We start from the raw sequence: 13,486 nt of genomic DNA on the forward strand, positions 1-13,486 counted from the left end.
TGTTGATGTCGCCGTACGCACAGGACGAGGCGCATCGCCAGCGCTGTCTGGCTGCGCTTGGCATCGATGGGTCGGCGCTCCGGGCAGACCTTTATGCGGTTCGGAGCAGGGCGCCACAGGCCCAACCTGCTGATGTCTCGGGGAAAATCGCGCCGGTGTCGATAGCGGCAGTGCGGCAGATCGTCGTGGCTGATGAATCAGCACCGAAGGCCACTAGGCCTGGAGCCAGGCAAAAACAGTCTGAGGTGGAGGCTCCTTCAGAAGCCGCCTCGGTGCCTCAGCCTGCCCTCGACAGCTTCAGCATGACTGCATGCCAAAACGGGCTCCACTGGTTCGGGGTCTTCAGTGGCGAGCAGAAGTCATCGGAGTACAAGGCTCAGCGCACGCTGTTCCAATCGATTTGTCGCCAGTTTGGAGATCAACCAGCGTCAGGTGATGCGTCGCCGGCAAACTTTGAGCCTGGGCTTGTTACCGTTTTTCAGTGGCCCCCACTCAAGCCCTCGGTCCTCGCGCTGTTGGGCGGCGTCGATCAGCTGGCAATGTATCGTCGGTGTATTGCCGAGCGTTTGCCCGAGCTGATGGCGATGCCAGAGCTGACGGCCAGTACAAGGCGGCCGACAGCGCTTCTGTTTGGGGCCGACCTCGATACACCAGAGTCCGGTTCAGCGGCTGGCGTCCTCGAAGATGAGCATTGCCTGTTCTGGCGCGAGATTCTGACCATGCCAGAAGAGACCTTGCGTAAGCCCGAAAAACTGGCAGAGCAGGTCGGCCCGAGAATTGTTCTGCTGCCCCCACTGAGCCGACTGCTGGCGGATTTCGATCTCAGACGTAGCGTGCAGACGGTGTTGTTGCTGCTGTCCCCGAGACGACTGAGTGCCAAGCGGACATAGCCTCATGATACTCGAATACAGGTTGATGCTTGAGCGTGATCTCGCGCAGGTGCTTGCGATCGAGCGGGAGTCGTATTCACATCCGTGGAGTGAGCAATCTTTCGTTGGTTGTCTGGACGGTGCCGATGAGTGCTGGGTCTTGCTGGTTGATGGCGAAATCGTCGGGCATCTCGTGCTCAAGGTCATTCTCGATGAAGGCCAGATCCTCAATATCTGTGTGCGGCCCGCGCTGCAGGGGCAGGGTGTAGGGGCCCAGCTGATGGCCTTCGCAGAAGACCGTTTTATCGCGCGAAAGGTCTCGACCGTGTTTCTTGAAGTCAGGTCCAGTAATACACCTGCCCGGCGTCTGTATGACGCAGCAGGGTACGCTGAAATTGGCCGTCGTAACGGCTACTACCCTTCGGCGGGCGGTCGCGAAGACGCTATCATCATGGGTCTTCAACTCGAGATCGACGGAGGCTGAGCCGTGGAATGCCTGGCGCAGTCGAGTTCACCATTCTGGGTCGGTCTGCAATGGTCGGTCTTCGGCATCGTCCTGTTTTTCATCCTGGCCAATGTCCGCTTTCGCCGCTTCCAGAACAGCGAATTTCTGCATATGTGTTGTGGCGCGCTTCTGGCCGTTCTCATTCTGTGGCGTATTCGCTACGAGACCGACCTGGGCCTGGCCTTCCATTTTCTTGGTATCAGCGTGCTGGTGCTCGTGTTCCATTGGCTGTACGCCACGGTAATAGGCATACTGGCCTGCCTCATCGGACCTTTGATTGGTGTCGGTCGTTTTGAGACAATACCAATGACGGCTACTTTCGTGGTGCTCATTCCCGTTGCAGTCACGTTAATGTTCCTGAAGCTTGAGCGTCACATGAACAGGCGCCTGATTGAGAGCCAGGTCAAGGGCGGGCAGAACGGTAATTTTTTCCTGTTCATCATGCTGCCGGGCTTTCTCGGTGCGGGTTTTGCCATTGGCGCGAGCATGCTGGCGGCATTTACCGCCTGCTGGATGCTGAATGACATCGCCTGGAGCAGCAATCATTCGCTACTGCTCGCCTACCTGCCGCTCATCATGCTGCCGGAGGGGATCATCAACGGCATGCTGGTGTCCGGATTTGTGGCTTTCTGGCCCGAAAAACTCAATGCTTTCCATGAAGAGGATTATTCTTGAATCAAGTAGCCGTCGCGAGCGACCGCAAACTCAGCGCTGAAATCGCCAAGCGCAGAACTTTCGCTATCATCTCGCACCCTGACGCGGGTAAGACCACCATTACTGAAAAAGTGCTCCTGCATGGTGGCGCGATTCAGAAAGCTGGCACGGTGAAAGGCAAGAAGTCGGGGCAGTTCGCGCGTTCGGACTGGATGCAGATGGAGAAGGATCGTGGTATTTCGGTGACGACCTCGGTCATGCAGTTTCCCTATGGCGGCGCGCTGGTGAACCTGCTCGACACCCCCGGTCACGAGGATTTCTCGGAGGACACCTATCGCACCCTGACGGCAGTTGACTCCTGTCTCATGGTGATCGACAGCGCGAAAGGTGTCGAGGAGCGCACCATCAAGCTCATGGAAGTGACCAGGTTGCGCGATACGCCAATTCTTACCTTCATGAACAAGTGCGACCGTGATATCCGTGATCCGATGGAGTTACTCGATGAGGTTGAGGATGTGCTGAATATCCGGTGTGCGCCAATCTCCTGGCCCATCGGCTCCGGCAAGGGTTTCAAAGGCGTTTATCACCTGCTGAGAGACGAAATCATCTGCTACAAGAGTGGCCTGGGCCATGCCGTGCAGGAATCCCGCATCATCAAGGGACTCGACAATCCAGAGCTGGATAAATTGATGGACGGCGGGGCAGATGCATTCAGGGAAGAAATCGAGCTGCTCAAGGGCGCATCCCACGAATTCGATCAGGCTGCATTCCTCGCTGGCGAACTGACGCCGGTGGTGTTTGGCACGGCGCTCGGTAATTTCGGCGTCGACCATATGCTCGATGGTCTGGTGAAATGGGCGCCAGCGCCCCAGGCTCGCGCGACAGAGAGCCGAACCGTCGAAGCCAGTGAAACGCCCTTCACGGGCTTCGTTTTCAAGATTCAGGCGAACATGGACCCCATGCACCGCGATCGTGTGGCTTTCCTCAGGGTGTGCTCAGGACGCTATGAGCAGAGCATGAAGCTGCATCATGTTCGTCTCGGCAAGGAAGTGCGCATAGCCGATGCCGTGACCTTCATGGCTGGCGACCGCGAGCGTGCTGAAGAAGCCTTCGCAGGCGACATCATCGGTCTGCACAATCATGGCACGATCCAGATAGGCGATACCTTCACAGAAGGTGAAAAGCTGAAGTTTACCGGTATCCCCAACTTCGCTCCGGAACTGTTCCGCCGGATTCTTCTGCGCGACCCGCTGAAGTCCAAGCAGCTGCAGAAGGGACTGATACAACTCTCGGAAGAGGGCGCGGTTCAGGTGTTCCGGCCAACGAAGAACAACGACCTCATCGTGGGTGCAGTGGGTATGCTGCAGTTCGACGTCGTGGTCTCGAGGCTGAAAACAGAATACAAGGTCGAGGCCGTGTATGAATCCATCAGCGTCAGCACGGCGCGCTGGCTTACCTCCGATGACCCGAAGGCGCTCGAGGAGATCAAACGCAAGGCGCCTGAGAATATCGCCATTGATGGCAGCGACAGTCTTACCTATCTAGCGCCGACCAGAGTCAATCTCCAGCTCGCCCAGGAACGTCATCCCAAGGTGGAGTTCAGAACGACGCGGGAGCACTGATCTGTCATGCTGGTCGACGCTCACTGCCATCTCGATTTCGATGAGCTTGCCGCTTACCGGGCGCGCGCGGGGATATGTCACGGTGCAGGTCATCCGGGCTCGATGGCGTCTGACAAGGCGCGTGAGGTCAGTCTCGAAACACTGATCGAGCGAACGCCAGATGCTTATGTGGTGCCGTCGATTGGCAAGGACAACTGGCAAAGGGTCAGCAACCTGGCTGCGGCCAACGACAATATCCACGCGGCCTATGGCATCCACCCCTGGTGGGCTCATGAGCATGGTGAGGCCGATATCAAAGCCTTGGCGTCGTGGCTTGAACGGGATGACTGCGTCGCGCTCGGCGAAGTTGGGCTGGATGCGACGATCGAGCTATCGAGCGAAGAGCAGCAGGCCCTGCTGAAGCCTCAGTTGCAGCTGGCCGCCGATCTCGGAAAGCCGGTGATGCTGCACTCGGTGAAGACTCATGAAGACATGCTTCGTCTTTTGAAAGCCATTGGTCTCAGACGAGGGATGGTGCACGCCTTCAGTGGCAGTTTTGAGCAGGGGGAGCAATTCATCCGGCAGGGTTTGATGCTTGGAATCTCGGGGATCATTACCTACGACCGGGCGCGCAAGACCCGCGATGCGGTGGCTCGACTTCCGATTGATTCCCTGTTGCTGGAGTCAGATGCGCCATCGATGCCGGTTTGCGGTCATCAGGGGGAGGTCAATACGCCGGAGCGACTCATGGATACGGCGAAGTCGCTGGCTGAGTTGCGGGGCTGCGAGGTTGAAGAAATTGTCGAACAGACGGCAAGAAATTCAGTGCGGCTTTTTGGCCCGTTTCCGGCCTGAAGCCAGGCTGTGGCGGTGCTTGCTGGACGTGCTATTCGCCGCACATTTCGGAACTTATTCATTTTGGCAGCAAAAAACTGGCAAACGGGGCGTCAAATTCGTATAATCCTGCGCCCTTGCCCAGGTCGGTTCGGTTTTGGCCCCGTGAACTCGAAACGACCGGAAAGAGGATCAAGTCTGCAGGTCCGCAGCACAACGCGACATCCACATATCAAGTCGCGTTTTATCCAGAGCGGATGCAGGCCTCATTGTTGGATAAGCGACTGAGCAATCAGTCAGATAATCAGTCAGAGTGCGAGTGACACGTCATGAAAACGATCAGTGCCAAACCAGAAACAGTCAAGCGCGACTGGTATGTCGTCGATGCCAGCGAGAAAACGCTAGGCCGACTCAGTACCGAAATTGCGCACCGCTTACGGGGCAAGCATAAGCCAGAATTCACGCCACACGTTGATACTGGCGACTACATCGTTGTAGTCAATGCTGAAAAAATCCGTGTAACCGGTCGGAAAACTACCGATAAGATGTACTATCGCCATACCGGCTATCCCGGTGGCTTGAAAGAAATGTCCTTTGAAAAGCTGATCCAGCACAAGCCTGAGCGAGTGATCGAGTTGGCCGTAAAGGGCATGATGCCGCGCAACCCTCTCGGACGTGACATGCTTCGCAAGCTGAAAGTCTATGCTGGTGAAGCGCACCCACATAGCGCGCAGTCGCCCATCGAATTGAATATCGGATAAGGTATCACCATGGCTATCAATCAGAACTACGGAACCGGCCGTAGAAAAACCTCGACTGCACGTGTGTTCCTCCGCGCAGGCACTGGCAAGATTACTGTAAACTCGAAGACGCTTGAAGCGTACTTCGGTCGTGAGACAGCGCGAATGGTTGTTCGTCAGCCTCTGGAACTCACAGAGATGACCGACAAGTTCGACATCTATGTCACAGTTGCTGGTGGTGGACCATCAGGCCAGGCTGGCGCGATTCGTCACGGTATCACCCGTGCGCTTATCGAATATGATGAGACTAATCGTCCAATGCTGCGCAAGGCTGGTTATGTCACGCGTGATGCGCGTGAAGTCGAGCGGAAGAAAGTTGGTCTCCGCAAGGCACGTAAGAAGCCGCAGTTCAGCAAGCGATAATCGGGCTGCTGTTACGCCTTCTGCCTGCGCTGTCTTTATCTTGGCTGCGCAGCTGGAAGCAGCACGTTCCTGCGGCAGAGGTCGCGGAGCGATAAATGCCGTCGAAGGTGTCTTCGGCGGCATTTTTGTTTAAGTTCAGTTATCCTTGGTGTGGTCCGAAGTGATTGATTTACTGGCTGCGCCAGCGAAATCATAAATGCCTTTCCGCTTGTCAGTAAGATGACTTTTCTTTTACTATACAGGCCATTTTACGCCCGCAGTTTAGTTCGGACAGGCCCTGGATCGCTGCTTGAGGGCACGGTTCTCGCAGTATCTTCCGCTCTGGCGCCAGATTCGCAGACCCAAGCTGCAGTCAAAATTCGTAATACGTGTGGAGAATCTAGGTATGGCGCAAGTCGACGCAGGCAGTAACGGCCGTCGCCGCTTTTTGGTAGGAGCCACTGCAGTAGTAGGCGGTGTCGGCATGGTTGGAGCAGCAGTCCCTTTTGTTGCTTCATGGAACCCCAGTGCCAAGGCTCGTGCGGCAGGCGCACCCGTCACGGTGGACATCAGCAAGATCGAACCAGGTCAGCAGATTACTGTTGAATGGCGAGGCAAGCCTGTATGGCTGTTGAAACGGACCCCCGAAATGCTCAAGGAGCTGGATGCCCACAAGGATGATCTCGCAGATCCCCTGTCTGAGCGAGAGCAGCAGCCGATGTATGCCAAGAACATTCATCGCTCAAGAAAGGAAGAGCTTCTGGTCGTTGTCGGAATCTGTACCCATCTGGGTTGCTCGCCTCAATACCTGCCCGAAGTGGTTCCGAATCAAAACTGGGGCGGTTATTACTGCCCGTGTCATGGCAGCAAGTTCGATCTGGCTGGTCGCGTAACGAAGGGTGTTCCAGCGCCAACGAACCTGGTCATACCACCCTATATGTATGTCGATGACAACACCGTGATAGTCGGCGTAGATGAGGAGAACGCGTAATGCAGAAGTTGATCGGTTGGATAGACGAAAGGCTCCCGATTGTAAACGCTTTCGAAAAGCACATGAGCAAGTACTACGCGCCGAAGAATTTCAACGTGTGGTATATGTTCGGCGTGCTCTCCATGGTCGTGCTCGTCAACCAGCTACTGACAGGTATCTGGTTGACCATGAGCTACGTGCCTACGGCTGAAGGTGCGTTCAAGTCCGTCGAATACATCATGCGGGATGTCGAGTACGGCTGGCTCATCCGCTATCTCCACTCTACAGGGGCTACCGCATTCTTCGTGGTCGTCTATCTGCACATGTTCCGCGCGCTGCTGTACGGGTCATACCAGAAGCCCCGTGAGCTGATCTGGATCTTCGGCATGATCATCTATCTGGTGCTCATGGCAGAAGCCTTCCTTGGATACCTGTTGCCATGGGGACAGATGTCTTACTGGGGTGCACAGGTCATCGTGTCGCTGTTCGGCGCCATTCCAGTCATTGGTGACGATCTTACGCAGTGGATTCGTGGTGATTATCTGATATCAGGTATTACCCTGAACCGCTTCTTTGCCCTGCACGTGGTCGCACTGCCGATCGTGATTCTCGGATTGGTCGTCCTGCATATCCTGGCGCTTCACGAAGTTGGCTCGAACAATCCGGACGGCGTCGATATCAAGAAGCACAAGGATGCCAATGGTATTCCGCGAGATGGCATTCCATTCCATCCGTATTACACCGTGCATGACCTTGTGCCGATCGTGATCTTCCTCTTCATCTTTCTGGCGGTAGTGTTCTACTTCCCAGAGGGTGGTGGGTACTTCCTCGAGAAGCCTAACTTCGAACCAGCGAATGCGCTGAAGACGCCTGATCATATTGCACCGGTGTGGTACTTCACCCCGTTCTACGCCATGCTTAGGGCGATTACCTACCCATTCTTTGGCGTCGATGCGAAACTTTGGGGTGTCATCGTTATGGGCGGCGCAATAGCAATCCTGTTCGTGCTGCCGTGGCTCGATCGCAGTCCGGTGAAGTCCTGGCGTTACAAGGGCTGGATGAGCAGGGTCTGGCTGGGGATATTCGTCGTGAGCTTTATTATACTCGGCGTGTGCGGGGCATTGCCTGCGAACGAGCAGCCGTACTGGCTGGCACCGCTGTGTACCGGGCTCTACTTCGCCTTCTTCCTTCTGATGCCGTTTTACACCAAGCTTGAAAAAACCAAGGCCGTACCAGAGAGGGTGGTATTCAAATGAGATCTGTCATGATGAGTCGTCTGGCTCTTGCGTTTGCAGTCATGCTGCCATTCACCGTTCACGCGGCGGCTTCGAAGGTTGCGCTCGATAAGGTCGATATCGATATCACCGACCAGCCATCATTGCAGCGTGGTGTTCAGCTCTACACCAACTATTGCATGGCCTGCCATTCGCTCAAGTACAGCCGGTACGAGCGTGTTGCAGACGATATTGGCATTCCGCACGATCTGTATCTTGAGAACCTGATATTCAGCGATGCGAAAATCGGCTCTCTGATGGAGAACTCCATGGAGCCCGGCCTGGCTCAGACCTGGTTTGGTGCGGCACCACCTGATCTGTCGTTGATTGCCCGGTTGAGGGGTGCCGACTGGCTGTATACTTATCTGCGCACGTTCTACAAGGACGAGTCCAGACCATGGGGTGTGAATAACGCGGTTTTCAAGGATGTGGGCATGCCACACGTGCTGTCCCAGATGCAGGGCTTGTGTGCGAGCAAGCCTGAAACTGGTGTTCAGAGTGAAGTCGACCCGATGTCTGGAGAGATCGTGGGCGGTGGCGGATGCGAGAGCTATGTCACTGAGGGTGAGCTGACGCCGGCTGAGTTCAATAGCGCCATGCGGGATCTTACCAACTTTCTAGTCTATGTCGGTGAGCCATCAAAGCTGCAGGCTAACGCGATCGCGCCGTGGGTTCTGCTGTTCCTGGTGATACTGTTCATACCTGTGTATCTGCTCAACCGGGAATACTGGAAAGATATTCACTAGGTTATCGTGTATACTTTGTCTCCAATTATTTTCGGTCCACCGAAAGCATCGCCCTACTAGTTAGGGCGTTTTTGCTGGTACCAATCATTATCCGCTTTGTTTCAATTCTAGAGGTAGGCTCATGGGCGTCGTGACCAAACGGTCATCAATGACATTCTTCTCTGATCCACAGGATCACTATTCACACCGAGTGCGAATAGTGCTGGCTGAGAAAGGCGTCACGGTTGATGTAGTGGATGTCGATCCAGATAACATGCTCGACGAAATCGCTGAGCTCAATCCTTACAACCTGCTGCCGACGATGGTCGACCGTGAGCTTTCGCTGTACGATCCGGCCATCATGATGGAATACCTGGATGAGCGCTTTCCTCATCCACCGCTATTGCCCGTGTATCCGGTGGCGAGAGCGCAGAGCCGTTTGTTCATGTTCAGGATTCAGAGCGATTGGTGTGTCTTTGTCGACAAGATTTTAGCTGGTGGCAAGCCTGCTGAACTCGAGAAAGCCCGCAAGGCCCTGCGAGAAAGCCTGATTGCAGCGTCTCCGATTTTCGCTGAGAAGCCATACTTCATGAGCGACGAGTTTACCCTCGTTGATTGCTGTATTGCCCCGGTGCTCTGGCGCCTGCCCGTACTGGGTATCGAGCTGCCTGAAAAGCAGACCAAGCCAATACAGAAGTATATGGCCCGCTTGTTCGAGCGCGACTCGTTCAAGGCGAGCCTGTCTGACGTCGAGCGGGAAATGAGGCTCTAAGCCAGACCTGAATGAGCAGAGAGGCCAGCGGCATCTCTGCCGGTTTTTGATAGTGTAAGAGTGATACATGACCCCTAGCAGACCCTATTTACTCCGTGCGCTCAATGAATGGATTCTGGACAACGATCTGACTCCGTTTATAGTCGTCGATGCGTCTTTACCAGGTGTGGATGTGCCGAGGGACTTCGTGAGTAATGGTCAGATCGTGCTCAATATCAGTCCAGGCGCGGTGAGAAGCCTCCTTATCGATGATGAAACTCTTGAGTTCACTGCCCGGTTCGGTGGTGTGCCTCGCCTGGTTTCAGTGCCGATAGTTGCTATAGTTGCGGTCTACGCGAAGGAAAATGGGCAGGGCATGGTGTTTGGATCCGAACCTGGCGGCTCTCCCGATGATACGCCGGATAAAGGTCCGAAAAAGGCGAAAAAATCTTCGAAGGTTGGAGCGGAGAAGTCAAAGCCTGCAGAGCGGCCATCGTTGAAAATTGTAAAGTAAGTCAGTTCTTGAAACTGGAGCAGGCGGGCTAGTCTGTCTCCAGGCCGGAACCAAAAAGGCTCCGCTCCACTCTGTCATACAGCCCGTGAACAATGAGCGCCAGCATCTCCTGAAAGAGGTGAGCTTTTCCGGTGTTCAGTGACAACAGGCACAAGCCTTCGCTGGCTTCCTCCCAAACCTCATCACTGATTATGATGATCTGCATACCCTGATCAGTGGCAGTATGCACTGCGCGTCGAATTTGTTCGCTGCTGACGTCCTGACTAAACAAAACCAACACATCATTCGCGTGGCCAAAGGCCCGAATTTGTCGCGCAAACACGTCGGCCTGAGCCTCTGCAAGTCGGGCGCCAAAGGCTGCCTCGGGGCTGACGGAGGAATGCTCTGGATCTCCCGCGCTGCCGACCTCATTAAAGGCGAGGAAGCGGGTTTCGGACTTCAGGGCCAGGGCAGGAAGACTTGGCTGGGGCTTGTCGAAGCCATATAGCAGCAGCTCAGCAAGGTAGTCTGCCGAACGCGCGGCATGGTGCAGGCCACAGGTAATGATACGGCCCTCTGCCAATAGGCTTGCGACAAGCAGGTCGCCTGCCTGTGTAATCTGAAGTGGTAAGGTATCAGCAGCGTCGAGCAGGGCCTGAATGCTGCCCGCCAGTAAGGAGCGCGCCGAATGGTCGAGCGGTTCTTCGTCAGAAAGCATTCTGAATCCAGTCGATGCGAGGATTGTCGCCAGTGTCAAGAATGGCTACCACGTCAAACCGGCAATTACAGCTATGCAGGTTTTTCATGGTGAGGTAGAAACTGGCGCAGCGCTTGATTTTTGCCTGCTTTGAGCCTGTGACGGCGGCAGCTGGCCCGCCGAAACTATCAGAGCTGCGCATCTTCACTTCCACGAAGACGATCGTGGTCTGGTCGATACAGATCAGATCGATTTCGCCAGAGCGAGAGCGAAAATTATGTTCGATGATCTGAAGACCGCTTCGACGAAGATGGTCTGCAGCCATCCGCTCGTAATTCGTACCTATTTCTGCGTTGTGAACCATTTCAGGACCTCCTTGTCCTTAGAGACAGCTAGCCTGCGTTTAAGAAAGATGAAGCAACCGTGATGAATACGGTCAAGCATCCGTTGGTCGCATTATAATGCGGCAGCGCCCGCTTTGCTTACTCCAAATGTCCGGTTGTGCTTTTCGGGAGAAGCTGAGCCTGCCCCCTGACAAACTGTCCCCAGGGGAAGGTTCGTCGCACTCGCCCGTCTTTCATCAGAGACAGTTCTCCGGTATAGCCTTCGACATAAGCTGACGAAAAGATGGTCAACAACTCCAGTTTGTCGATGAGCGCAAAAGTGTCTGCACCCATGGCGAACAAATTACTGTAGGCAGGATTGCTCACCATCTCGGCCGACTGCTGCTTCAGTTCGCTGGCTTGAACCTCAGGATCGACTACCCAGGGCAATGCTGTGAACAGCAGGCCGTTCATGTCAGTGTTCTTGCGCTCATCCTGTTTGCCGTCAAAGGCCATGGATACCGCGACTACTGGTAACGTCCGGGCGTAATGGAACGCCATCAGCGGTTTGATCTGACGGAGCCAGTAAGGCGTGGCGATAACCATAATACCGTCGAGATCCTTCCTCCGCCTTGGCTCGAACTCCAGCTTGCCGACGACGCTCTGCAATCTGGCTCGGCGGTTATTACTTTCCCTGATGAGCAACATGTCGGCGATCTGCGGGGAGAGGTCGGCAGGTCTGTCGATAATGATCTCGTGAGCAATTTCGATATCGTAGCGCTTGGCCTGCTCGCGCGCATGTTCCGCCAGCTTGCGGGCCCAGGGCGCGTCTTCCTGGATGATGGCGATCTTGTGTCGTCGTGGTATAGAGGGCATGGGCGAGGCTTCATCCATCGAAGCTTTGTCGACCGAATCGTCGACGCGCTCATCAGAACGGCCGATGTCATCCGCTTCAGTGACAGTTGAATCCTCAGCGTCTACCTCGTCTTGCAAATCGCCGGGCTCAACTTCCGCTCCAAGCGCCTCGGCTGTGCTGTCTTCATCGAGCGCCTGTGCTGTAATCATGGCGGTGTTGGCTGCGGCTTCCTCTTGCAAGGTTCTCCGCATATTTGCTCTGTCCAACTGGTCGGCGTAGGCAGGATCACCTAGATGTGAAAGCGCCTGTTCAATTTCATCGTTCATCGACAGGCCAAACTGGAAAAGCCCTGGTGGCGGCTGCGCCGTCTCGTTGTCGAGGTAGTTCATGGCCAAAACTGGCGGCGACAGCTGGGGAAGGCTGGCCATTCGCGCTACCGCGTCCTTGTCCAGCGGCCCTACCACTTGTTCGAAACCGTTTACCTGTAGTTCCATGAAGAGATCTGTGAAGTTTTCGATACCTGCGGTGTCGAAGAAAACCAGCTCAGGGGCTACGTCGGCTGTGCTCCAGATACTGTTCTGCTGAGAGGGGTGAATTCGTCCCAGCGTGGAGGTGAGACGTTCATCGCGCCCGAAGCGCTGAAAGTAGGCGGCCAGGAAGCCAGCCTTCAATGTGTCTGCTGCTGGTTTGAAGGGGCCGCTACCAGGCAGGAGTACCGCTACCTTCCGCGGGTAGCGGGTGTCTGGGCGCGAGAGCTGCTGCACGGCTTCAGGCGGCTGCTTGGCGGCAGAATGACCGGGCCAGTCCTGCCGCCAGTTTCGCCAGTACTCACGATACTCTTCCAGCGTGCCACGGCTTCTGAGTCGCAGGGTCAGGTCGGCCCAGCCTTTCAGCTCCCCAAATTGGCTGGCAGGCGTCTCGGCCAGAAAGCCCGCTTCTCCGATGCCAGGCAAAGAGGCAATATTTTCAGCCTCCACTATCTGTTCGAGCATGCCGGTATCGAGTGATGAGACTGTGGTCCAGATGGCTCGGCGGTTCGCGGCATAGGCTTCTTCGCTGAACAGCCCTTCGTAGACCGTCCTTGCATAGAAGCCCTTTAGCAGTTGATCGCTGCGGGTGGCTGCGTGAATATACTGAATGACTGCCTGTTGTCGTAAGGCCGGGTCAATCTGGTCGAAGGCAGCGAGACCTCGTTGTTGGTCTGCCTGTTCCAGCGCCAGCAAGGCAGCGTCCGGACGATCCTGCAGCAGATGCAGGCGGCTTTCATGCAGCGCCAGGCGAGCCGATTGCCCTGCTGGGAGGCGACGCTCCTGCAGCCATGCAATAACAGTGTCAGCCGCGAGGTAATCGCTGGTGTTGATGAGTTCATCAAGCTGATCAATCAGCCAGCCGGTCCGATCTTCGCCTGTATAATCAGAAGAGTCCGCGATGAGTGCCTGCGCCGAGCTTATTTCGGCATTGCCATCGCTAGCGTCCCCGGTGCCTGGCGCGCTGCTTCGATCACCAGAAGGCGCCTGCGTAGTGGTGCAGGCAGCGAGCAGGCACAGGCCAAATGCGAGCAGGCACAGGCCAAATGCGAGCAGCAGAAAGCGGCTGACGGCGCGTCTTCCGGCGGAGCACTCGGGCCGATGCACGGGCTGTAAAGGCGCAGATCGACGGATTAAACGCTGAGATCGGCTGGAAATAGCAGGCATGGTCGACAGGGTCTCGGCTGGAACAGTTGACGGGGGCAGTTGACGATGACGTCGCAGCAAAGCAGTCTACCAAGCCGGAGCCGGTGGCAGCAACGTTC

At 55.7% G+C, this 13,486-nt stretch carries 15 protein-coding genes; 12 read left to right on the forward strand and 3 right to left on the reverse strand.

The features are described 5' to 3' along the window. Window positions 1-5: 5 nt before the first annotated feature. The 12 genes from ABD735_RS00120 to ABD735_RS00175 all read left to right on the forward strand — a co-directional run bounded on the left by ABD735_RS00120 (window position 6) and on the right by ABD735_RS00175 (window position 9,839). Window positions 6-890: a hypothetical protein gene (locus ABD735_RS00120; protein ID WP_344802043.1), complete on the forward strand. Its 885-nt coding sequence runs from the start codon at window positions 6-8 to the stop codon at window positions 888-890. A 4-nt stretch (window positions 891-894) separates the two neighbouring features. Continuing rightward, window positions 895-1,353 carry a ribosomal protein S18-alanine N-acetyltransferase gene (gene rimI, locus ABD735_RS00125; protein WP_344802045.1) on the forward strand — a complete coding sequence of 153 codons (459 nt, stop codon included), beginning with the start codon at window positions 895-897 and terminating at the stop codon, window positions 1,351-1,353. Window positions 1,354-1,356: 3 nt separating this feature from the next. Beyond that, complete coding sequence (locus tag ABD735_RS00130; RefSeq protein ID WP_344802047.1) at window positions 1,357-2,049, forward strand: hypothetical protein; 693 nt, start codon at window positions 1,357-1,359, stop codon at window positions 2,047-2,049. Then, on the forward strand, window positions 2,046-3,650 hold the full coding sequence (prfC, locus tag ABD735_RS00135) for a peptide chain release factor 3 (RefSeq protein ID WP_344802049.1): 1,605 nt from the start codon (window positions 2,046-2,048) through the stop codon (window positions 3,648-3,650). The genes ABD735_RS00130 and prfC overlap by 4 nt, the downstream gene beginning before the upstream one ends. A gap of 6 nt (window positions 3,651-3,656) precedes the next feature. Beyond that, window positions 3,657-4,484 carry a TatD family hydrolase gene (locus tag ABD735_RS00140; protein ID WP_344802051.1) on the forward strand — a complete coding sequence of 276 codons (828 nt, stop codon included), beginning with the start codon at window positions 3,657-3,659 and terminating at the stop codon, window positions 4,482-4,484. Between the two features lie 308 nt (window positions 4,485-4,792). Beyond that, entirely contained in the window at window positions 4,793-5,224 is a 432-nt protein-coding gene (gene rplM / locus ABD735_RS00145; RefSeq protein WP_344802053.1) for a 50S ribosomal protein L13, read from the forward strand. A gap of 9 nt (window positions 5,225-5,233) precedes the next feature. After that, the gene (rpsI, locus tag ABD735_RS00150) at window positions 5,234-5,626 is read left to right on the forward strand and encodes a 30S ribosomal protein S9 (RefSeq protein ID WP_344802055.1); all 393 of its coding nucleotides are present in this window, start codon (window positions 5,234-5,236) and stop codon (window positions 5,624-5,626) included. Window positions 5,627-6,011: 385 nt separating this feature from the next. Beyond that, complete coding sequence (gene petA / locus ABD735_RS00155; RefSeq protein WP_344802057.1) at window positions 6,012-6,596, forward strand: ubiquinol-cytochrome c reductase iron-sulfur subunit; 585 nt, start codon at window positions 6,012-6,014, stop codon at window positions 6,594-6,596. Next, window positions 6,596-7,831: a cytochrome b gene (locus ABD735_RS00160; RefSeq protein WP_344802059.1), complete on the forward strand. Its 1,236-nt coding sequence runs from the start codon at window positions 6,596-6,598 to the stop codon at window positions 7,829-7,831. The genes petA and ABD735_RS00160 overlap by 1 nt, the downstream gene beginning before the upstream one ends. Before the next feature lie 8 nt (window positions 7,832-7,839). Continuing rightward, on the forward strand, window positions 7,840-8,595 hold the full coding sequence (locus ABD735_RS00165; protein WP_344802061.1) for a cytochrome c1: 756 nt from the start codon (window positions 7,840-7,842) through the stop codon (window positions 8,593-8,595). A 121-nt stretch (window positions 8,596-8,716) separates the two neighbouring features. Then, complete coding sequence (gene sspA, locus ABD735_RS00170) at window positions 8,717-9,346, forward strand: stringent starvation protein SspA (RefSeq protein ID WP_344802063.1); 630 nt, start codon at window positions 8,717-8,719, stop codon at window positions 9,344-9,346. 67 nt (window positions 9,347-9,413) lie between these two features. Then, the gene (locus tag ABD735_RS00175; protein WP_344802065.1) at window positions 9,414-9,839 is read left to right on the forward strand and encodes a ClpXP protease specificity-enhancing factor; all 426 of its coding nucleotides are present in this window, start codon (window positions 9,414-9,416) and stop codon (window positions 9,837-9,839) included. 28 nt (window positions 9,840-9,867) lie between these two features. Here the strand turns inward: ABD735_RS00175 and ABD735_RS00180 are convergent, their stop codons facing one another. The 3 genes from ABD735_RS00180 to ABD735_RS00190 all read right to left on the reverse strand — a co-directional run bounded on the left by ABD735_RS00180 (window position 9,868) and on the right by ABD735_RS00190 (window position 13,388). Beyond that, window positions 9,868-10,536: a hypothetical protein gene (locus ABD735_RS00180; RefSeq protein ID WP_344802067.1), complete on the reverse strand. Its 669-nt coding sequence runs from the start codon at window positions 10,534-10,536 to the stop codon at window positions 9,868-9,870. Then, window positions 10,526-10,879 carry a YraN family protein gene (locus ABD735_RS00185; protein ID WP_344802069.1) on the reverse strand — a complete coding sequence of 118 codons (354 nt, stop codon included), beginning with the start codon at window positions 10,877-10,879 and terminating at the stop codon, window positions 10,526-10,528. Before ABD735_RS00185 ends, ABD735_RS00180 begins: the two co-directional genes overlap by 11 nt. Window positions 10,880-10,997: 118 nt before the next feature. Further along, complete coding sequence (locus ABD735_RS00190; RefSeq protein WP_344802071.1) at window positions 10,998-13,388, reverse strand: penicillin-binding protein activator; 2,391 nt, start codon at window positions 13,386-13,388, stop codon at window positions 10,998-11,000. Window positions 13,389-13,486: the final 98 nt, after the last annotated feature.

This window comes from Allohahella marinimesophila (assembly GCF_039538005.1).
In the GTDB taxonomy this organism is placed as follows: domain Bacteria; phylum Pseudomonadota; class Gammaproteobacteria; order Pseudomonadales; family Oleiphilaceae; genus Allohahella; species Allohahella marinimesophila.